We start from the raw sequence: 21,820 nt of genomic DNA on the forward strand, positions 1-21,820 counted from the left end.
CCGGTAACGAACTGACCTGGCAAAAAAAATGCCGCGCGGCCCAGGTGAACCGCGCGGCAGGTCATTATGATGAATTTTACTTATGGCAGACGATTAAGCTCGCTGGCAATGGCAGCCGCCTCCTGGCTCCACGCCTGCGCCAGGGTCTTGACCATCGCGTCATAACCATCCTGTTCCTGCCTGAGGACGATGTTAAACGGGCGCTTAATCAGCTGTCCCTGATGCTTCAGCAGCCACTCACCGCTAACGATAACCCGCCCGTCATAGCGACCATGAAAGCCATTGACCGCAACGTTGAGGGTATCCTGCTCGCTCCCCAGCGGCTGGGACGACACTACCCAGCCGGGCAACTGCTGGCTGAGATTTGCCACCAGCGTAGTGCGCAGCTGCTGATCCAGCGGACTGGCCCACAGATTATTATTGGCGATCACATACTGCACGTCGGTGGTCTGATAGACCACCCCGTTACCCGCCAGATAATCCGGGATGCTGACCTGCTCTACCCACAGCAGACGTGCCCCCTGACTGGCGGCGCTCTGCGCGCCGCCCTGCACAACCGGTAGCTGATAGTATGTCTTGCTTTCCCCGCCGCTACTGCACGCCGTCAGTACGCATACGGCTGCCGCCAGTAACCATTTTTTCATTATTTCGCTCCCTTCGGCTGTGGATCTTTTTTATCCTTCGCCTCAAATACCAGCGCATTGCTCTTATCATTTAGCGTTTTCAGAACCGGCTGCAGCTCACGCAGCACCTGATCCAGACGCTGCATATCGGCCACCATCTTATTGTAGGCCGCAGAGCCAGGCTGGAAGCCCTGCATGCTACGGTTCAGCTCACGCAGCGTCGTCTGCATATCGGCGGGCAGCTGCTGCATTGACTGGCTGGAGGTGATCTTATTCAGATTATCCAGCGTGGTCTGCACGTGCTGCATCGTCTTCTCGCTCTGCGCCAGGGTACTGGTCGCCTGCTCCAGCAGCGGATTAATCGGCAGGTTATTAATCTTATCCAGCGCATCCATCAGACGCTGCTGGATCTGTGCCAGTCCACCGCTGATGGTCGGGATAATCGGATAGCCGTTAAACTCCTGTATTTTCCCGCGCGGGGGCGCCTTCGGATAGAAGTCGAGATCGATATACAGCGCGCCGGTCACCAGGTTACCGGTTTTCAGCGAGCCGCGCAGTCCGCGGTTGATCAGATCGTCAATGTGGGCGCGAATATTCGGATCGCCGCCAAGCTGATTAATCAGCCGTTGCGGTTCAACCCGCACTTCCACTGGAATACGATAGTCATCGTTCAAACGCTGCTTCAGCCCCGGAATAAAGAACGGCACTTTGCCGACGGTGCCCAGACGGATACCGCGGAACTCCACCGGCGCGCCCGGCTGCAGGCCGCGAACCGAGTCTTTGAAGAACATGACGTAATCGATATGCTCGGTAAAGACTGAATCCTGGATGCTCTTCTGATCGTCAAACAGATGGTATTCCGTTTTATTCGCCACCGGCTCGCCGAGGTCCAGTCCTTCAGGAATATCGAAGCTCACCCCGCCGCCAAACAGCGTCGACAGCGAGCCCATCTCGACGCGCATCCCCGCCGAGGTCAAATCTACAGCGATCCCGCTGTCTTTCCAGAAACGAACGTTGGTGGTCACCAGGCGATCGTTCGGCGCATTGATGAACAGCTGGTAAGTTATACGACGTTTCTGCGTATCGAAGGTGCTGGTTTCCACTGACCCCACGCGATAGCCGCGGAACAACACCGGATCGCCCGGCGACAGCTGGCCCGCCTTGCTGCTTTCCAGCAGAATACGGATCCCCTTGGCATCCGGCGAGGCCAGCGGCGGAGAATCCAGTAGCGGATACTGCGCTGGCACCGAACCTTTCGTTCCCGGCTGAAGCTCAATATAGGCCCCGGACAACAATGTCCCAAGACCGCTGATCCCCTCGCGGCCAACCTGCGGCTTTACCACCCAGAAGACGGAATCGTTGTGCAGCAGCTTCTGCATCCCGGAATTGAGGCGGGCTTTGATTTCCACGTGGGTGAGATCGTCGGTCAACGTCGCGCTCTCCACCACCCCAACGTCTACGCTGCGGCTCTTGATCCGGGTTTTTCCCCCTTCAATCCCTTCCGCATTGGTGGTGATCAGCGTGACCTCAGGCCCCTGATGGCTGTAATGATAAAACAGGATCCATGCCCCGATCAGCGCAGTGACGATAGGGAAGATCCACACCGGTGACCAGTTCTTCACCTTCTGCACTTTCGCTTCTCCGCTCTTATTTTCCATGTTGTTGTATTTCCTCATGGCTTGAATCTGGCTCACGATCCCACAGTAAACGGGGATCAAATGTCATGGCTGAAAACATGGTCATCACCACCACCAGCGCAAACATGACCGCGCCGATGGCTGGATAGATATTCATTAACCCTCCCATGCGGACCAGCGCAGAGAGCACGGCGATGACAAAAACGTCAATCATTGACCAGCGGCCAACAAATTCCACCACCTCATAGATCAGATGCATGCGCTCCGAATCTCGCGCGCCGTTGCCGTTGGCGTTCCAGCACAACCAGGCGATAGCGATCATCTTCAGCGTCGGCACCATAATACTGGCGATAAAGATCACCAGCGCCACCGGATAAGAACCTTCGCTCCACAGTAAAATCACCCCGGCCATAATGGTCGATGGCATTTTATCGCCCAGCAGATCGGTGATCATGATCGGCATAATGTTGGCAGGGAGATAAAGGATAAATGACGTCACCAGCAGCGCCAGCGTCCACTGCAGGCTATTTTTGCGCCGCGCCGTTCCTTTACTGTTACAGCGCGGGCAGGCGGTCTGATCGACCGGCAACACCGCCGTACAGCAGGCACAGGAGCGCAGCCCCTGACGGATACCGGTCACCCCGACCTTCAGCGGCTGGGTAATGGCCGGCATGGGGGCAATATCATCCCATAGCCAGCGGCGGTCGACGCACTGAAAAGTACGTAACTGCAGCAGGCAAAACATACACCAGGGAACAAAGCTCAGACCGATGCCGATATCACCGTAGGCCATCAGCTTGACGAAGCTCACCAGCACGCCGGCAAGAAAGATCTCCGCCATGCCCCAGGTTTTCAGTTGAAAGAGAATTCGCGCAAGGAACGTCTTCAGGCCGGCAGGCATTCTGACCCGATTAACCAGCAGCAAAATGGTGACCAGGCAAAACGCCGGCACTAATTGAACAAAGAGTAAAAAGAAAGTCCCGAGACTGGCGTAATCCTCGGTAAACAGTACGTTGGGAATTTCCAGCAGCTCTATTTCGCTACTGATGCCGCCCACTTTCATATAGATAAAAGGGAACAGGTTGGCCAGCAGCAGCATAAACAGCGCGACCAGCGCATACGCCGTGGGACGCTGGCGAGGCGCGTCCCACGTGGTGGTTAACGTTGTACCGCAGCGCGGGCAGGCGGCTTTCTGGCGATGCTCAAGCTGCGGCAAAGCCACCAGCAAATCACATTGGGGACATAGAATATGTCGCGCAGCATGATGATGATCGCACATGACAACTCCTCGGCTCAGGCGCCGTTCTTTAATCCTTCGAGATATTCCCAGCGTTCAAAGGCCGCTTCCAGCGCCTGCTCCGCTTCGGCCAGCTGCGCCAGCACCTGCTGCGTGCGATCGTGCGGTTGCCCGAAGAAATCGGGATCGGCAACCTGATCCTGCAGCGTCTGCAGTTCGGCCTCGAGAGCCTCCAGCTTCTGCGGCAGTTGTTCCAGCTCGCGCTGCAGGTTATAGCTTAGTTTGTTCCCGCCGCGTTTGACAGTTTCTGCTTTTGGCTGAGCGACTTCCGTCGTTTTTTTAACGACCGTCTGCTTTTGCGCCAAAGACTGGGCCTGCTGACCGCGGGCGTCGTGATAGCCGCCGACGTACTGGCCAATACGACCGCCGCCTTCGAAGATCCAGCACTCGGTCACGGTATTGTCGACAAACTGACGATCGTGGCTCACCAGCATCACGGTCCCCTGATAGCCATCGATCAGCTCTTCCAGCAGCTCCAGCGTTTCAACATCGAGGTCGTTAGTCGGTTCATCAAGGATCAGCAGATTGCTGGGTTTCAGGAACAGCCGGGCCAGCAGCAGGCGGTTACGTTCCCCTCCGGAAAGCGCACGTACCGGGGTCATCGCTCGTTTTGGATGGAACAGGAAGTCCTGTAGATAACCCAGCACATGGCGTGGTTTACCGTTAACCATTACCTCCTGTTTGCCTTCCGCCAGGTTGTCCATCACCGTTTTATCCGGATCCAACTCCGCGCGGTGCTGGTCGAAGTAGGCGACCTCCAGCTTGGTGCCAACATGGATCCGCCCGCTGTCGGCCTGCAGCTGGCCGAGCATCAGCTTCAGCAACGTGGTTTTCCCGCAGCCGTTGGGGCCGATCAGGGCGATCTTGTCGCCGCGCTGGATCTGTGCGGAGAAATCCTTCACCAGCACTTTGCCGTCAACCTGATAGTTGACGTTTTCCATCTCAAAGACGATTTTGCCGGAACGGGAAGCCTCCTCAACCTGCATCTTCGCGCTGCCCATCACTTCCCGGCGCTCACCGCGCTCGCGGCGCATCGCCTTCAGCGCGCGGACTCGGCCTTCGTTACGGGTCCGGCGCGCTTTGATACCCTGACGGATCCACACCTCTTCCTGGGCCAGCTTGCGGTCAAATTCCGCATTCTGCAGTTCTTCGACCCGCAGGGCTTCTTCTTTATCGAGGAGATACTGATCGTAATTTCCCGGATAGGTCACCAGCTTGCCACGATCGAGGTCGACAATGCGCGTCGCCATATTGCGGATAAAGGAACGGTCATGCGAAATAAAGATAATCGTGCCTTTAAAGGTTTTCAGGAAACCTTCCAGCCAGTCGATGGTTTCGATATCGAGGTGGTTAGTGGGCTCATCCAACAGCAGCACGCGCGGCCCACTGACCAGGGCGCGGCCCAGCGCCGCTTTACGTAGCCAGCCACCGGACAGCGACGCCAGCTGCGCATTGGCGTCAAGGCCCAGCTGCTCAATCACTTCGTTAATGCGGCTGTCCAGCTGCCATAGTCCCAGGTTATCGAGCTGCTCCTGCAGGCGCGCCAGTTCATTTAAATTTTTGTCGCTCGGCTCGGTCATCACCTGATGCGACACGTCATGGTAGGCTTTCAGATAAGCCGCCTGCTCGGCGATCCCTTCGGCGACAAAATCGTACACCGTACCAGCAACGTTCCGCGGCGGATCCTGCTGCAGACGCGCCACGATCAGGTCCTGTTCATAAATGATGCGTCCGTCATCCAGCCCCTGTTCGCGGTTGAGGATCTTCATCAGGGTAGATTTACCGGCGCCGTTGCGTCCGACGAGGCAGACGCGTTCGTTATCTTCAATATGCAGCTCGGCATTATCCAGCAGCGGCGCATCGCTGAAGGAAAGCCAGGCGCCGTGCATACTAATCAGTGACATTATTTATTCCTTTCAGGCTGCGGTAATCAGCCAGCAGTTGTGGATCTGACGGTTGCGGGCAAAATCCTGCGACAGCGTTTTTTGCGAAATCTCTTGCGCCTTCAGGCCAAGCGCCGCCAGCCCGTCATGATCCATACGGAAACCGCGTTTGTTATTCGAGAACATAATGGTGCCGCCTTTACGCAGCAGACGTTTTAGATCGGTCATCAGGCGAATGTGATCGCGCTGGACGTCAAACGCATCTTCCATTCGTTTGGAGTTGGAAAAGGTCGGCGGATCGATAAAGATCAGATCGAACTGCTCGGTGCTCTCCCGCAGCCAACCCAGCACGTCCGCCTGCATCAGGCGATGCGCGCGGCCGGTCAGGCCATTGAGACGCAGGTTGCGTTCCGCCCACTCCAGGTAGGTGCGTGACATATCCACCGTGGTGGTGGATCGCGCACCGCCGAGGCCTGCGTGGACGCTGGCGCTGCCGGTATAGGAGAACAGGTTCAGGAAGTCCTTACCTTTACTCATCTGGCCGAGCATGCGACGGGCGATACGGTGGTCGAGGAACAGACCGGTATCCAGGTAGTCGGTGAGGTTGACCCACAGGCGCGCGTTATACTCCTGCACCTCAATAAAGTCGCCCTTCTCCGCCATCTTCTGATACTGGTTTTTCCCCTTCTGCCGTTCACGGGTTTTCAGCACCAACTTGTTAGGCGCCATGTCCAGTACGGCGATAGTCGCAGCGATGATGTCGAACAGACGCTGGCGCGCCTTATGCGCGTCGACGGTTTTCGGCGGGGCATACTCCTGGACCACCACCCAGTCGGCATAGCGGTCAATGGCCACGTTGTATTCCGGTAGATCAGCATCGTACAGGCGATAGCATTCAATTCCTTCCTGGCGGGCCCATTTTTCAAACTTCTTCAGGTTTTTACGCAGACGGTTAGCAAAATCCTCCGCCAGCATCGCCGGCTTGCCGCCTTCGCTCTCCGCCAGGTGATAATTCTTCTGCACGCAGTCCAGCGGGCCGTTCTTGGCTTTAAACTGCTTGTCGGCACGCAGCTGCAGGCAACTCAGCAGCTCCGGCGAAGCGCTGAATACCGACAGGTTCCAGCCGCCGAACTGACTTTTCATTATCCGGCCAAGCAGGCTGTGCAGAGCGATCAGCGCTGGCTCGCTTTCCAGACGTTCGCCGTACGGCGGGTTACTGATCACCGTCCCGTACGGGCCTTTCGGTAGCGGGTTGTTCAGTTGGGCGACGTCTTTCACGTCAAAATCGATCAGCTCGCCAATGCCGGCGCGGCGGGCGTTGCGGCGCGCGCGCTCGATTACGCGCGCGTCGACGTCTGAGCCGTAGAAGCGTGACTCATACGCTGCCAATCCCTGACGAGCGCGGGTTTGCGCTTCCGCCTTCACCTCTTTCCAGATGGCGTCATCGTGCTGCGCCCAGCCGCCAAAGCCCCAGTGGCCGCGGTGCAGGCCCGGCGCGCGGTCGGTCGCCAGCATCGCCGCTTCAATCAGCAGGGTACCGGAGCCGCACATCGGATCGAGCAGCGGCGTACCTGGTACCCAGCCAGAGCGCATGACGATCGCCGCCGCGAGGTTTTCTTTGATCGGCGCCATTCCGGTACCATCGCGATAGCCGCGCAGGTGCAGGCCTTCGCCGCTCAGATCCAGCGAGATGTGCGCCGTCTCTTTGTTCAGCCAGACGTTGATCCGCAGATCGGGCGACTCACGATCGACGTTCGGGCGCGGCAGATTCTTACGGGTGAAGCTGTCGACAATGGCGTCTTTAACCTTCAGCGCGCCGTACTGGCTGTTACGGATCTCGTCATTGAGGCCGCTAAAATGCACCGCGAAGGTGGCGCCAGGGTTGAACATCTCCGTCCACGGAATGGCCTGTACGCCGAGGTACAGATCCAGATCGCTGTATACGCGACATTCGCCCAGCGGCAGCATGATGCGCGAAGCCAGCCGGCTCCACATCAGGCTTTGATACAGCAGGCGCGTATCCCCCTGAAAATGGACCCCGCCCTGGACTACCTGGCAGTCCGTCGCGCCAAGCCCTTCCAGTTCAGTTTTTAACAGCTCTTCCAGCCCACGAGCCGTACTGGCAAACAGAGAATTCATATCGTCACTTTTACTTAAAGAAAATTGGTGCGCATTATAGCCAATATGTGCCCTATGTCATAAAGTTATAGGCTTATTTTTGGAACCCGGAGGCAGCGTATGGTAACGCTATCGCGACTTTTTATTCATCCTGTTAAATCCATGCGCGGCATAGGCCTGACCCACGCCTTTGCTGATATCAGCGGCCTGGCCTTCGATCGCCTGTTTATGGTCACCGAAACCGACGGGACCTTTATTACCGCTCGCCAGTTTCCGCAAATGGTGAAATTTATTCCGGCGCCGCTGCATGATGGCCTTCACCTGACCGCACCGGACGGCAGCAGCGCCGTGGTGCGTTTTAGTGATTTCGCCACGCAGGCCGAGCCGACCGAAGTCTGGGGCAACCATTTTACCGCCCTCATCGCGCCCGCCGCCGTTAACCAGTGGCTCAGCGGCTTTTTCAAGCGCGATGTCCAGCTGCGCTGGCTGGGGCCGCAGCTAACCCGCCGGGTAAAGCGCCATGATGCGGTGCCGCTCTCCTTCGCCGACGGCTACCCTTACCTGCTGGCTAACGAGGCCTCCCTGCGCGATCTGCAACAGCGCTGCCCGGCCAGCGTAAGCATAGAACAGTTTCGCCCTAACCTTGTGGTCACCGGCGCGGCGGCCTGGGATGAAGATAGCTGGAAAGTGATCCGCATCGGCGAGGTGGTGTTTGATGTCGCTAAGCCGTGCAGCCGCTGCATTTTTACCACCGTCAGCCCGGAGCGCGGTCAGAAGCATCCCGCCGGGGAGCCGCTGGAAACCTTAAAGCGTTTTCGTACCGCGCTGGACAATGGCGATGTCGATTTTGGCCAGAACCTGATTGCCCGCAACAGCGGGGTGATCCGGGTGGGAGATGAAGTGGAAATCCTTACCCGCGGCCCGGCGAAAGCCTACGGGGCAGGTGAAAGCGACGATACCCCGGCTCCCGAGGCGCAGCAGCAGGCTACGGTTGCCATCGAATGGCAGGGTCAACAGTTTACCGGCAATAACCAGCAGGTGCTGCTGGAGCAACTGGAACAACAGGGCATTCGCGTACCCTATTCGTGTCGGGCGGGGATCTGCGGCAGCTGCCGCATCCGGCTGGAAGAGGGAGAAGTGAGTCCGTTAAAGAAAAACGCGGTTGCCGGAGATGGCACTATTCTCGCCTGCAGCTGTGTACCGAAAACAGCGCTACGCCTGGCGCCTTAAACCGCCTGCCCCAGACTGTAGCTGACCGCGCTCTGCGCCGGCTGCAGTCTGTCATTCATGATTTTTATGACATCGCCCAGCTGCATGACGCGGCCGGCAAGGGTGAGACCCGGCTGAGCCAACAGACAGAGCGCGGCGTTATCGCCCGGCTCCACCACCAGTAAATTCACCTGCTCGCCGGTATCGCTCAGCCAAACGCAGGCGGCGTCGCCGCCGCTCGGCTGCCAGTGATGGGTATGGGCGATAAAGTGCCAGCTTTTCGGCATCTGCGGTTTGAGAAAACGGATGGCGGTGAGCGCGTTAAGGACTAATTCCGCCCGCTGCTCTTTCGATAGCTCGAGATCGCGACATTTTTCTTCAAAAGAGAAATAGAGCGCGGCGTCATCAACGCAAAATCCAGAAGGGGCAAAGGCATCCGGAGTCAGCATGCGCCGGGCGAAGCGCGAGCGAAATAACATGCCATTGGCCAGATCGAGCATCATGCGGTCGTGCTCTTCATCGTAATACCAACGCCAGTTATCGTCAGGTTTAATCCGCATTTTTCCCCCTGTCCCCTTTCATACGCCTCTGCAAAGTTGTTGCGACTTACCGCAGAATATTTTCTAAAATTAAGAAAAGTCTAAAATGTTTAAATAAGCAACAGTGAGGGAATATAAAACAACCAGGGCCGGAAATAAAGCCCTGGGTGGGATTCAGAGGAGGAAAAGATTAGATGTGGGTAACAATTTCTTTAATCAGCGGCGGACCTTTAAAAATAAATCCAGAATAGATCTGCACCAGCGATGCCCCGGCGGCAATCTTTTCCCGCGCGGCAATCACCGAATCAATGCCGCCCACGCCGATGATAGGCAAACGGCCATTCAGCTCAGCGGAGAGCATACGGATAATTTCAGTGCTTTTTAATTGTAATGGACGACCGCTAAGCCCGCCGGTCTCATCGCAATGTTTCATTCCCTGAACCAGGGAACGATCGAGGGTGGTATTGGTTGCAATCACGCCATCAATATTATGACGCACGAGGCTATCGGCAACCTGGATCAATTCCTCAGGCAAAAGATCCGGCGCGATCTTTACGGCGACCGGGACATATTTTTGATGCTTCTGCTGCAGCTCGAGCTGCTTATTTTTAATACCGGAGAGTAAATCATCCAGCGCTTCGCCGTATTGCAGCGTGCGCAGCCCTGGGGTATTCGGCGAGGAGATATTAATGGCGATATACCCGGCGTACGGATAGACTTTTTCCATACAAATCAGGTAATCATCTTTCCCGTGCTCAACCGGCGTATCTTTATTTTTGCCGATATTGATACCCAGCACGCCGTCAAAATGCGCCTTTTTCACATTCTCAACCAGGTTATCGACGCCATGGTTATTAAAGCCCATGCGGTTGATCAATCCCTCGGCATCAACCAGACGGAAGATCCTTGGCTTATCGTTGCCCGGCTGCGGACGCGGCGTCACGGTGCCGATCTCAATCGAACCAAACCCCATCGCGCCCAGCGCGTCAATGCATTCCCCATTTTTATCCAGCCCGGCCGCCAGACCCAGCGGGTTTTTAAAGGTTAGCCCCATGCAGGTGACAGGCCTGGCCGGTACCTTCTGGCGAACCAGCATTTCCAGCGGCGTCCCGGTGACACGGCGTAATTGTTGAAAGGTAACTTCATGAGCGCGCTCAGGATCGAGCTGAAAAAGGGCTTTACGAACGAAGGGGTAGTACATGAACTCTCCTGGATTCCCGGTGTGCAAACCGGGGGCGTATTATGTGCGATCTGTTGCGGAAAGGGAATTGACCTGCGACAAAAAATCCCCCATCAGCGCAAACGATTACCTACCCCGCGCGCCATTATGCGCTTTTCGGCTATCTAACCGCGGATAAATCATTTAGGGAAATAATGGCCCTCTGTCACACTCACTATAAATGTTATCAATTATAGATAAATGCAAACATTTAGTTATAAGGAGAGAGAGATGCGCGTCATTACGCTTGCGGGCAGCCCGCGTTACCCTTCCCGTTCCAGCGCCTTGCTGGAATACGCCAGAGAGACGCTCACCGCCGCCGATATCGAAGTCTGCCACTGGCATCTGCAGAACTTTGCCCCGGAAGACCTCCTGTACGCTCGTTTTGACAACCCGGCGCTGCAGACGCTCAATGAACAGCTGGCCGGGGCTGATGGCCTGATCATCGCCACGCCGGTGTATAAAGCCTCGTTCTCCGGCGCGCTGAAAACGCTGCTCGACCTGCTGCCTGAGCGAGCGCTGGAGGGCAAAATTGTGCTGCCGCTGGCCACCGGCGGCACCATCGCTCACATGCTGGCGGTGGACTACGCGCTGAAGCCAGTGCTGAATGCCCTCAAGGCCCAGGAGATCCTCCATGGCGTCTTCGCTGATGACAGCCAGGTGACCGATTACCAGCATAAGCCGCAGTTTACCGCGAATCTGCAGCGGCGCCTTGATGACGCCCTGGAGACCTTCTGGCAGGCGCTGCATCGCCCCAGCAGCCGTGCGCCGTCGTTAACATCTCTGCGTGGGGTGGAGCATGCTTAATCCTCTCCGCGCCCTGACTCTGGGCGGACTGCTGCTATTCTCTTCGCTGGGTCACGCCGCCCCGGCGGCACCTGACGCTCTGCGCATCGGCTACCAAAAAGGCAGTGTCAGCATGGTGCTGGCGAAGAGCCATCAGCTGCTGGAGCAGCGCTATCCGCAAACCCATATCTCGTGGATTGAGTTCCCGGCCGGTCCGCAGATGCTGGAGGCGCTGAACGTCGGCAGCATTGATATCGGCAGTACCGGCGATATTCCGCCTATCTTTGCCCAGGCGGCAGGCGCCGATTTGGTCTATATCGGCGCGGAGCCGCCCAAGCCCAAGGCGGAGGTGATCCTGGTGGCGCAGGGCAGCCCGATTCATAACGTTGCTGAGTTAAAAGGGAAAAAGGTCGCTTTCCAGAAAGGCTCCAGCTCCCACAATCTGCTGCTGCGCGCCCTGCAGCTCGCAGGTCTGAAATTTAGCGATATTCAGCCGGTTTACCTTGCTCCCGCCGATGCGCGCGCCGCCTTCCAGCAGGGCAATGTCGACGCATGGGCCATCTGGGATCCGTACTACTCCGCCGCGCTGCTGCAGGGCGGCGTCCGGGTACTCACTGACGGAACAGATCTGAAACAGACGGGATCCTTCTATCTTGCTTCCCGGCCCTACGCTGAACGCAATGGCGCTTTCATTGAAGGCGTACTCGACACCTTTACTCAGGCCGATGCCCTGACCCACAGCCAACGCGCGCAAAGTATTACGCTGCTGGCGAAAACGATGGGCTTACCGGAGGCGGTGATCGACAGCTATCTGGACCATCGTCCCCCCACCGCGGTTACCCCGGTGAGCGCCGAAACCGCCGCTCGCCAGCAGCAGACGGCAGACCTGTTCTACGAGAACAAGCTGGTGCCAAAAAAAGTTGATATCCGGGCCCGCATCTGGCAGCCCACCGCCACACAAGGAGCGAAATCATGAGTCTGAATATGTTCTGGTTTTTACCGACCCATGGTGATGGTCGTTATCTGGGTACCGAAGAGGGTGCCCGTCCGGTCGATTATGGCTATCTGCAGCAAATCGCGCAGACGGCGGATCGGCTGGGCTTCACCGGCGTGCTGATCCCGACCGGACGCTCTTGTGAGGATGCGTGGCTGGTCGCGGCCTCAATGATCCCGGTGACGCAGCGGCTGAAGTTCCTTGTCGCCCTCAGGCCAAGCGTGGTATCGCCGACGGTGGCCGCGCGTCAGGCGGCGACCCTGGACCGGCTGTCAAACGGCCGGGCGCTGTTCAATCTGGTCACCGGCAGCGATCCTGCCGAACTGGCAGGCGACGGCGTCTTCCTCGACCACACCGAGCGCTATGAGGCCTCGGCTGAATTTACCCACATCTGGCGTAAGCTGATGGAGGGAGAAACCGTCACCTTTAACGGCAAGCATCAGCGCGTTCGCGACGCCAAACTGCTGTTTCCGCCACTGCAGCAGCCACGTCCACCGCTCTATTTCGGCGGCTCGTCTGAGGTGGCGCAGGAGCTGGCCGCTGAGCAGGTCGATCTTTATCTTACCTGGGGAGAACCGCCGGCCCAGGTGGCAGAGAAAATAGCTCAGGTGCGAGAGAAAGCCGCCCGGCATGGTCGCCAGGTGCGTTTTGGCATCCGTCTGCACGTGATCGTCAGGGAAACCAACGAGGAAGCGTGGCAGGCGGCGGACAGCCTTATCTCCCATCTTGACGACGAGACGATCGCCCGCGCCCAGGCGGCTTTCGCCAGAACCGACTCCGTTGGACAGCAAAGGATGGCGGCCCTGCACAACGGGCGACGCGATAAGCTGGAAATCAGCCCCAACCTGTGGGCTGGCGTGGGTTTAGCGCGCGGCGGCGCCGGGACCGCGCTGGTGGGCGATGCCGCCACCGTTGCCGAAAGGATCAATGAATACGCCGCGCTGGGTATCGATAGCTTTATCTTTTCCGGCTATCCGCATCTGGAAGAGGCGTACCGGGTCGGAGAGCTGCTGTTCCCCCTGCTTGACGTCGCGGTGCCGTCCATCCCGCAGCCGCAAAACCTGCGTCTGCAGGGGGAAGCGGTCGCCAACGAGTTTATTCCGCGTAAAGTAGCGCAAAGCTGAGGAGACCGTGATGGCAAAATCAACCCATCCCCTGTTGTTACGCCTCGCCCCCTGGCTGCTGCCGGTAGGGACGGTCATTGTCTGGCAGCTGGCCTCGTCCGTCGGCTGGCTGTCGACGCGGGTGCTGCCCTCGCCGGAGGGGGTATTGAAAGCGTTCTGGACCCTCTCGGCCAGCGGTGAGCTGTGGCAGCATCTGGCCATCAGCTCGTGGCGGGCGCTGGTCGGCTTCGCCATCGGCGGCTCGATCGGGCTAATACTCGGCCTGATCAGCGGCCTGTCTCGCTGGGGCGAGCGTCTGCTGGATACCTCGATCCAGATGCTGCGCAATGTCCCGCATCTGGCGCTGATCCCGCTGGTGATCTTGTGGTTCGGCATCGATGAGACCGCCAAGATCTTCCTTGTCTCGCTGGGCACCCTGTTCCCGATCTATATCAACACCTGGCACGGGATCCGCAATATTGACCGTGGGCTGGTTGAGATGGCGCGCAGCTATGGCTTATCCGGCTTCGCCCTGTTCCGTCACGTGATATTACCCGGCGCCCTGCCCTCAGTTATAGTCGGCGTGCGTTTTGCCCTTGGTCTGATGTGGCTGACGCTTATTGTCGCCGAAACTATCTCGGCGAATGCCGGCATCGGTTATCTGGCGATGAACGCGCGTGAATTTCTGCAAACCGACGTGGTGGTAGTGGCGATCATCCTTTACGCCATCCTTGGCAAACTGGCCGACGTCTGCGCCCAGCTGCTGGAACGGCTCTGGCTGCGCTGGAATCCGGCGTATCATCTTCAGGAGGCTAACGCATGAACACTGCCCGTCTCAACCCAGGTATCCCGCTGCTGCTGAACGGGGTGACGAAACGCTATGGCGACAACACCATTCTTAACGAGCTGGATCTGCATATTCCCAGCGGCCAGTTTGTGGCGGTGGTGGGCCGCAGCGGCGGCGGCAAAAGTACCCTGCTGCGCCTGCTGGCAGGTCTGGAAAAACCAAACGCCGGCGAACTGCTGGCTGGCGCGACGCCCCTGGCGGCGATCCAGGACGACACCCGGATGATGTTTCAGGATGCGCGCCTGCTGCCGTGGAAAACAGTGATTGATAACGTGGGGCTGGGGCTAAAAGGCGCCTGGCGCGACGCCGCCCTGCAGGCGTTGGCCAGCGTCGGACTTGAAAGCCGCGCACAGGAGTGGCCGGCCGCGCTGTCGGGTGGGCAGAAGCAGCGCGTTGCGCTGGCCCGCGCGCTGATCCATCGCCCGCGCCTGCTGCTGCTGGACGAACCGCTGGGGGCGCTGGATGCCCTCACCCGTCTGGAGATGCAGGAGCTGATCGTCTCCCTGTGGCAGGAGCATGGCTTTACGGTCCTGCTGGTCACGCACGACGTCAGTGAAGCGGTGGCCATGGCCGATCGGGTGCTGTTAATTGAAGAGAAGAAGATTGGCCTCGATTTAAGCGTGGATATCCCGCGACCGCGGCGCACCGGTTCGGCGAAGCTGGCCGAGCTGGAGGCTGAAGTACTGGATCGGGTGATGAAACGCGGCGACAGCGAGCGTGCGCCGCGTTTGTTTAGTCATGGCTGACCGGCGTAACTGTCCGCTATCTGAACGGGGGCATATCGTCATCCGACATGTCCCCGGCTCGCGGGTTGCACAGCCGGGCTACCAACGCCAAATCAGCCGTGTATTCCAGGTCGGGTAAGCATCGCGCCGCCCGACAACATCACCACGCTAACGGGTAACCCGGACAGGGCGCAAGGCGCGCCGCAGCCCGGGGTTATGCCACCGTTACGCCAGCGCCTTACTGATTTTCTCGAACAGGTCGCCAGAGAGATTCTCCAGCCCCTTCAGCTGCTCCAGCGCGGCGCGCATCAGCGCCTGTCGCTTCTCATCATAACGCTTCAGACGAATCAACGGCTCAATCAGGCGCGACGCCACCTGCGGGTTACGCTGGTTAAGCTCGGTCAGCATCTCCACCAGGAACTGATAGCCGCTGCCATCTTCAGCATGGAACGCCGCCGGGTTGCTGCTGGCGAAAGCGCCGATTAACGAGCGCACACGGTTCGGGTTGCTCATGCTGAACGAACGGTGGTTCAGCAGACCGCGCACGGTTTCCACCACGTTGGCTGCCGGGCTGGTGGACTGCAGGATAAACCACTTATCCATCACCAGACCGTCCTGATGCCATTTGTCATCGTACTCCTGCATCAGCGCATCGCGGCACGGCAACTCAGCGGCAACCGCCGCTGACAGGGCGGCCAGCGCGTCGGTCATGTTATCTGCCTGGTGATACTGCGTCGCCACCAGCTTATCGCCCAGCGTCGGTTCCGCAAACGCCAGATAGCGCAGGCAGGTATTGCGCAGAGCGCGCTTACCAATATCGGCGTGCTCCACCCGATAGCTGTCGAGCTTATTGGCGTTATAAACCGCGAGGAATTCGTCCGCCAGTTCGTTCGCCAGGGTGCGGGTGAGCGCTTCGCGCACGGCGGCGATGGCGATCGGATCGATAATCGCGAACATCTCGGCGATTTCGTTGGCTGACGGCAGGGTTAAGATCTCAGCGGCCAGCGCCGGATCAATCTTCTCATCCAGCAGGATGGCGCGGAAGGCATCCGCTACGTGCACCGGCAGCGACAGCGGCTGCCCCTGCTGATGGCGGTTGACGTTCAGCTTGATGTAAGTCGCCAGCAGGCTCTGCGCCGCATCCCAGCGCGAGAAATCATTCCGCGCGTGACGCATCAGGAAGGTCAGCTGCTGATCGCTCCACTTGTATTCCAGTTTCACAGGCGCTGAAAATTCGCACAGCAGCGCCGGCACCGGCTGGAAATAAACGTTATCGAAGACGAAAGTCTGCTCGGCCTGGGTCACATTAAGCACCGGGTGTACCGGGTGACCGCCCTTCTGCAGGGGGATCACCTTGCCCTCGTTATCGTACAGCTCAATGGCAAACGGGATATGCAGCGGCTGCTTCTCGGCCTGCTCGGCGGTCGGCGGCGTACGCTGGCTGATGGTCAACGTATACTGCTCGGTCTCCGGATTATAGTCGTCATGCACGGTGACGATTGGCGTACCGGACTGGCTGTACCAGAGGCGGAAGTGCGACAGGTCGACGTTAGAGGCATCTTCCATCGCCTGCACGAAATCGTCGCAGGTGGCGGCGCTGCCGTCATGGCGTTCAAAGTACAGCTGCATCCCTTTCTGGAAGTTTTCTTCACCCAGCAGGGTGTGCAACATGCGGATCACTTCGGCACCCTTTTCATAGACCGTCAGGGTGTAGAAGTTGTTCATCTCGATAACCATATCCGGACGGATCGGGTGCGCCATCGGGCTGGCGTCTTCGGCAAACTGCAGCCCGCGCATGGTGCGCACGTTGTTGATGCGGTTCACCGCCCGTGAGCCGAGGTCGGAACTGAACTCCTGATCGCGGAACACGGTCAGCCCCTCTTTCAGGCTGAGCTGGAACCAGTCACGACAGGTGACGCGGTTGCCGGTCCAGTTATGGAAATATTCATGACCAATCACGCGCTCAATATCGAGGTAGTCTTTATCGGTGGCGGTATCGGTACGAGCCAGAACATATTTGGAGTTAAAGACGTTGAGTCCTTTGTTCTCCATGGCACCCATATTAAAGAAGTCGACGGCGACAATCATATAGATATCGAGGTCGTACTCGAGGCCAAAGCGCTCCTCATCCCACTTCATAGAGTTTTTCAGCGAGGTCATCGCCCAGGGCGCGCGATCGAGGTTGCCGCGATCGACGTACAGCTCCAGCGCCACTTCGCGGCCAGAGCGGGTGCGGAATGAATCGCGCAGGACGTCAAAATCACCGGCCACCAGCGCAAACAGATAGCACGGCTTCGGGAACGGATCCTGCCACTGTACCCAGTGACGACCGTTCTCCAGCTCCCCTTCCGCCATACGGTTGCCGTTGGAAAGCAGGAACGGGTATTTCGCTTTATCGGCGATAATTTTGGTGGTAAAGCGCGCCAGCACATCCGGACGGTCCAGATACCAGGTGATATGGCGGAAACCTTCCGCTTCGCACTGGGTGCACAGCGCTTCGCCTGACTGATACAGGCCTTCCAGCGCGGTGTTCGCCGCCGGGCTGATCTCATTGACGATGGTCAGGGTGAAATGCTCCGGCAGGCCGCCGATCACCAGCTGATTGTTTTCTTCTTTATAGTCACTCCACGGCTGGCCGTTCACCTGCAGAGCGATCAGGGTCAGATCTTCGCCGTCCAGGCGCAATGGCACATCAGACGCAGCCGCGTGGCGGGAGACCTTGCTCTCGGCCGTAACAACGGTTTTTGCGGCATCCAGGTCAAAGGTCAAATCGATATCGCTAATCAGATACTCCGGCGCACGATAGTCGTGGCGGTATTTGGCTTGGGGCTGTTGTGTCATAAAAAACCTTTAGCATCTTCGGTAAAGTGTCGTCCCAGTCTATTCCTGTTGTGTCAATCGCGCTATGCAGAATCTTCATCTTTTCAACGTGAAACACGGAAATCGCTACATTTTGTTAACACTCGCGGCACGAAATGCCCTCGACCCGACGCAAAGCTTGTGGTGTGATCCATGTTCAATATATTAAACTAGGCCTCGCAAATGACCGTCAGCGTCACCATTGCTCGCCATCGCGGGACAGAGTCGGGTAATAAAGGTATACTCCGCCTCCATTTTCCGCGTTGGTTTCGATGGAACGCTCCAGTGAGAGGATGCTACTGCGCACCATGACACAATTCACTTCTCCTGTACTGCACTCGCTGCTTGATACGGATGCCTATAAGCTGCACATGCAGCAGGCTGTCTTCCACCGCTACGGCGATGTGCATGTGGCGGCGGAGTTTCGCTGCCGCGGAGACGACCTGCTCGGCATCTATGCCGACGCGATCCGCGAGCAGGTGGAGTCCATGCGCGACCTGAGGCTGCGGGATGATGAATATCGCTGGCTGTCCACCCTTCCCTTTTTTCGCCAGGATTACCTCAACTGGCTGCGCGATTTTCGCTATGACCCGAGCCAGGTCACGGTCAGCAATGACAATGGTAAGCTGAACATTCGCCTTACCGGCCCATGGCGGGAAGCCATCATGTGGGAAGTCCCGCTGCTGGCGGTGATAAGCGAGTTGGTCCATCGCTATCGTTCACCAGAGATGGGCGTCGATCAGGCGCTCAACACGCTGGAACATAAGCTAGGCGACTTCGCCACCATGACCGCTGACCTCGACATGAGCGCCTTCCGTCTGATGGACTTCGGCACCCGCCGTCGTTTCTCACGCGAGGTGCAGGAAGGTATTGTGCGGCGTCTGCAGCAGGAACCATGGTTTGTCGGCACCAGCAATTACGATCTGGCGCGCCGTCTGAATTTAACCCCGATGGGTACCCAGGCCCATGAGTGGTTCCAGGCCCACCAGCAGATCAGCCCCAGCCTTGCCAGCAGCCAGCGGGCGGCCCTTGCCGCCTGGCTGGAAGAGTATCCCGACCAGCTGGGCATCGCGCTGACCGACTGCATCACTATGGATGCGTTCCTGCGCGATTTCGGTCCGGAATTCGCCACCCGCTATCAGGGGTTGCGCCACGATTCCGGCGACCCGGTGGAATGGGGAGAAAAAGCTATCGCCCATTATCAGAAGCTGGGTATCGATCCGCTGAGCAAAGTGCTGGTCTTCTCCGACAATCTCGACCTGGCGAAAGCCGTCGATCTGTATCGCCACTTCGCCTCGCGGGTGAAGCTCAGCTTTGGGATCGGCACCCGTTTAACCTGCGATCTGCCGCAGGTTAAACCGCTCAATATCGTGATTAAGCTGGTGGAATGTAACGGCAAGCCGGTGGCGAAACTCTCCGACAGCCCGGGGAAAACTATCTGCCACGATAAGGCCTTCGTCCGCGCCCTGCGCGAAGCGTTCGACCTGCCGCCGATTAAAAAGGCAAGCTAAAAAACTTGGCCCGACGGCATTCTGCTATCGGGCCAATCAATATCACTCCTGCGGCAAACGGGCTCTGACGACCTCGGCAAAATACTCCGCGCCAGTTAGCAATATCTCATCATTAAAGTCGTAGCAGGCATTATGCAACGGTGTATTGCCCTGAGCATCTGAACTATCGCCGTTGCCTAAAAAGATGAAACAGCCGGGGATTTTTTGCAGAAAAGCGCCAAAATCTTCCGAAATCATCATCTGTGCGACGTTGCCGTTCACCTTCTCAGCCCCTACCACGTTAATCGCAGCGGTGACCGCTACATCAACGCATTGCTGCCAGTTCACCGTTGGCGCAAATTCATGGGTATAGCTGAACTGGCACGTCGCACCGTGCATCGCGCAAATCGCTTCGCTAATGGTACGCATTCGTTCTTCGAGCAGCATCTGTACCTCCGGTGCAAAGCTGCGCGTATCCCCTTTGATTTCGACGTGCGTCGGAATCGCATTGCGGATGCCATCGGTGTGCAGTTCAGTACAGGAAATGACCGCTGGCACGTTCGGATCAACATTTCGCGAAACAATTGTCTGCAAAGCCAGGATGATTTCCGCCGCAATGACCAGCGGATCTTTCGCCATATGCGGCCGCGCCGCATGCGCTCCCTGCCCTTTAATACGAATAATAAAGTTATCTTCACTGGCCATAATGCCACCGACTCGCGTGGCGATAGTCCCGGCTTTCATACCCGGCATATTATGCAGACCGTAGATTTCCTCTATGCCAAAGCGTTCAATAACGCCATCGTCCATCATCGCTCTGGCGCCATAGCCAGGTTCCTCAGCAGGCTGAAAAACAAAGCAGACCGTGCCGTTAAAATTCTGCCGCTGCAATAGCAACTGCGCCGCGCCCAGCGCAATGCAGGTATGACCATCATGTCCGCAGCCGTGCATCCGCTCGGCGGTCATGGAGCGGTAAGACCAGTCTCCCTGTTCGGTCAATTGAATGGCATCGATATCGGCACGAATAGCGATAACGCCCTTCCCGTCGCCGCATTTCAATCTCCCCACCACCCCGGTTTTGCCAATATCGCGGTGCACCTCAATGCCCATAGCTTCGAGCTTTTCGGCAATAAACCGTGAAGTATTCTGCTCCTCGAAGGCGCTTTCCGGATGGGCATGCAAATAGTGACGCCAGGCGATAAGCTGCTGCTTTAGCTGTTGCTGATTCATTCTCTGCTCCTGTAAACATTAGTCCATACGCTGGGCGCGCTGTAAAACCACCTGCAGCAGCATATTGGCGCCAGCAATCAGATCTTTGGCTGCGCTATGTTCTTTGACGTTATGGCTAATGCCATCGACGCAGGGGACAAAAATCATCCCGGCGGGACATACCGACGCCATAAATTGTGCATCGTGTCCGGCGCCGCTTGGCAAACGTCGGTAACTGAGCCCCTGACGCTCCGCCTCGGCTTCCACCGCATTGACGATCTCATCGGCAAAGATGACCGGATTAAAGCGCACCAGTGAGCGGCTGGTTATCTCCACGCCCTCTTCCTGCGACGTTTTCGCGACAAATTCGGCTAATTGCTGCTCCGCCAGACATAAGATCGCATTATCGGTATTGCGGAGATCCACTGACATGACGACATGGTTGGGAATGACGTTGATTAGATTAGGCTTCACGCTGAAATGTCCAACGGTAGCTACTTGATCGCCACCAAGGCTTAGCGCCAGCTCACGGGCAAAAACAGCGATTTTCGCAGCCGCCAGCCCGGCATCACGTCTCATGGACATTGGGGTTGTACCCGCATGATTCGATACGCCTCTCAGGGTAAATTCCTGCCACGAAATACCCTGTACGCCGGTAACCACGCCAATATCAATCTGCTCTTTATCAAGAATTGGTCCCTGTTCGATATGCAGCTCAACGTAGCTATCTACCGCCATATCTCCCGGCTGACGTTCGCCTTTATAACCAATGTTACGCAGCGCTTCATCGAGCGTGATACCGTCGAGATCTTTTGCCGCGAGCGCCTGCGCCAACGGATACTCGCCGGCAAACACCACGCTGCCCATCATATCGGGCTGAAATCGCACCCCCTCCTCGTTAGTAAAGAAGGTTACCGCCAACGGTCGTCGGGTGCGGATCCCGGCATCCTGGAGGGTGGCAATCACCTCAAGGCCGGCCATAACGCCGTAGTTGCCATCGTATAACCCACCTGTGGCGACGGTATCGATATGTGACCCCATCATCACCATCGGCAACGTCTCCTCGCCGTGATAAACGCCGGTGACATTGCCGATAGCATCAATTGACACGCTCAGGCCCAGCGCCTTCATGCGGGCTACAACAAAGTCCCTGCCGGCTTTATCTTCGGCAGTCGCTGCCAGGCGGCATACGCCGCCGCCTGGCAGCGCACCATGTTCGCCAAGTGCATACAGGGAATCGATAAGCCGTTGGCCGTTAATCTGCAGATAATGACTCATATAA

The 21,820-nt window shown here is 57.7% G+C and carries 17 protein-coding genes; 7 read left to right on the top strand and 10 right to left on the bottom strand.

Translation table 11 applies throughout. The features are described from left to right. Positions 1-80 precede the first annotated feature (80 nt). Genes pqiC through rlmKL form a run of 5 tightly spaced genes read right to left on the bottom strand, consistent with a single transcriptional unit; the run spans position 81 to position 7,579 of the window. The gene (gene pqiC / locus KB892_RS16500) at positions 81-644 is read right to left on the bottom strand and encodes a membrane integrity-associated transporter subunit PqiC (protein WP_002898392.1); all 564 of its coding nucleotides are present in this window, start codon (positions 642-644) and stop codon (positions 81-83) included. Next, positions 644-2,281 carry an intermembrane transport protein PqiB gene (pqiB, locus tag KB892_RS16505; protein WP_002898390.1) on the bottom strand — a complete coding sequence of 546 codons (1,638 nt, stop codon included), beginning with the start codon at positions 2,279-2,281 and terminating at the stop codon, positions 644-646. The genes pqiC and pqiB overlap by 1 nt, the downstream gene beginning before the upstream one ends. After that, on the bottom strand, positions 2,271-3,539 hold the full coding sequence (gene pqiA / locus KB892_RS16510; RefSeq protein ID WP_002898387.1) for a membrane integrity-associated transporter subunit PqiA: 1,269 nt from the start codon (positions 3,537-3,539) through the stop codon (positions 2,271-2,273). The genes pqiB and pqiA overlap by 11 nt, the downstream gene beginning before the upstream one ends. 14 nt (positions 3,540-3,553) lie before the next feature. Beyond that, complete coding sequence (locus KB892_RS16515; RefSeq protein ID WP_004150837.1) at positions 3,554-5,461, bottom strand: ABC transporter ATP-binding protein; 1,908 nt, start codon at positions 5,459-5,461, stop codon at positions 3,554-3,556. A 12-nt stretch (positions 5,462-5,473) separates the two neighbouring features. Next, positions 5,474-7,579 carry a bifunctional 23S rRNA (guanine(2069)-N(7))-methyltransferase RlmK/23S rRNA (guanine(2445)-N(2))-methyltransferase RlmL gene (gene rlmKL, locus KB892_RS16520; protein WP_004147847.1) on the bottom strand — a complete coding sequence of 702 codons (2,106 nt, stop codon included), beginning with the start codon at positions 7,577-7,579 and terminating at the stop codon, positions 5,474-5,476. Positions 7,580-7,678: 99 nt separating this feature from the next. On the opposite strand from rlmKL, the gene KB892_RS16525 reads away from it, so the two are divergent. Beyond that, positions 7,679-8,788, top strand: coding sequence for a YcbX family protein (locus KB892_RS16525; RefSeq protein ID WP_002898310.1), 1,110 nt, complete (start codon positions 7,679-7,681; stop codon positions 8,786-8,788). On the opposite strand, the gene zapC is transcribed toward KB892_RS16525, so the two are convergent. After that, positions 8,785-9,327, bottom strand: a complete 543-nt coding sequence (zapC, locus tag KB892_RS16530) for a cell division protein ZapC (protein ID WP_002898308.1) — start codon at positions 9,325-9,327, stop codon at positions 8,785-8,787. The genes KB892_RS16525 and zapC overlap by 4 nt on opposite strands. A 169-nt stretch (positions 9,328-9,496) precedes the next feature. Beyond that, positions 9,497-10,507: a quinone-dependent dihydroorotate dehydrogenase gene (pyrD, locus tag KB892_RS16535; protein WP_002898303.1), complete on the bottom strand. Its 1,011-nt coding sequence runs from the start codon at positions 10,505-10,507 to the stop codon at positions 9,497-9,499. 249 nt (positions 10,508-10,756) lie between these two features. On the opposite strand from pyrD, the gene ssuE reads away from it, so the two are divergent. From ssuE to ssuB, 5 genes are read left to right on the top strand one after another with little or no spacing between them, the layout of a single operon-like run. Beyond that, the gene (gene ssuE, locus KB892_RS16540; protein WP_002898296.1) at positions 10,757-11,332 is read left to right on the top strand and encodes an NADPH-dependent FMN reductase; all 576 of its coding nucleotides are present in this window, start codon (positions 10,757-10,759) and stop codon (positions 11,330-11,332) included. After that, positions 11,325-12,287 carry a sulfonate ABC transporter substrate-binding protein gene (locus KB892_RS16545; RefSeq protein ID WP_002898294.1) on the top strand — a complete coding sequence of 321 codons (963 nt, stop codon included), beginning with the start codon at positions 11,325-11,327 and terminating at the stop codon, positions 12,285-12,287. Before ssuE ends, KB892_RS16545 begins: the two co-directional genes overlap by 8 nt. Next, entirely contained in the window at positions 12,284-13,429 is a 1,146-nt protein-coding gene (ssuD, locus tag KB892_RS16550) for an FMNH2-dependent alkanesulfonate monooxygenase (protein ID WP_002898293.1), read from the top strand. The genes KB892_RS16545 and ssuD overlap by 4 nt, the downstream gene beginning before the upstream one ends. A gap of 10 nt (positions 13,430-13,439) precedes the next feature. Continuing rightward, entirely contained in the window at positions 13,440-14,231 is a 792-nt protein-coding gene (gene ssuC, locus KB892_RS16555; protein WP_002898292.1) for an aliphatic sulfonate ABC transporter permease SsuC, read from the top strand. Next, positions 14,228-15,001, top strand: coding sequence for an aliphatic sulfonates ABC transporter ATP-binding protein (ssuB, locus tag KB892_RS16560; RefSeq protein WP_004150838.1), 774 nt, complete (start codon positions 14,228-14,230; stop codon positions 14,999-15,001). Before ssuC ends, ssuB begins: the two co-directional genes overlap by 4 nt. A 204-nt stretch (positions 15,002-15,205) precedes the next feature. Here the strand turns inward: ssuB and pepN are convergent, their stop codons facing one another. After that, on the bottom strand, positions 15,206-17,821 hold the full coding sequence (gene pepN / locus KB892_RS16565) for an aminopeptidase N (protein WP_002898220.1): 2,616 nt from the start codon (positions 17,819-17,821) through the stop codon (positions 15,206-15,208). 326 nt (positions 17,822-18,147) lie between these two features. Between pepN and pncB the strand changes: the two genes are divergently transcribed. Then, the gene (pncB, locus tag KB892_RS16570) at positions 18,148-19,350 is read left to right on the top strand and encodes a nicotinate phosphoribosyltransferase (RefSeq protein ID WP_002898217.1); all 1,203 of its coding nucleotides are present in this window, start codon (positions 18,148-18,150) and stop codon (positions 19,348-19,350) included. A gap of 42 nt (positions 19,351-19,392) precedes the next feature. On the opposite strand, the gene KB892_RS16575 is transcribed toward pncB, so the two are convergent. Next, a complete protein-coding gene (locus KB892_RS16575; protein ID WP_002898215.1) occupies positions 19,393-20,559 on the bottom strand; it encodes a M20 aminoacylase family protein in 1,167 nt (388 codons plus the stop codon). Positions 20,560-20,577: 18 nt separating this feature from the next. Beyond that, complete coding sequence (locus KB892_RS16580; protein ID WP_004150839.1) at positions 20,578-21,816, bottom strand: Zn-dependent hydrolase; 1,239 nt, start codon at positions 21,814-21,816, stop codon at positions 20,578-20,580. Between the last annotated feature and the right edge of the window lie 4 nt (positions 21,817-21,820).

The sequence above is a fragment of the Klebsiella sp. P1927 genome (assembly GCF_018204675.1).
GTDB lineage: Bacteria > Pseudomonadota > Gammaproteobacteria > Enterobacterales > Enterobacteriaceae > Klebsiella > Klebsiella pneumoniae.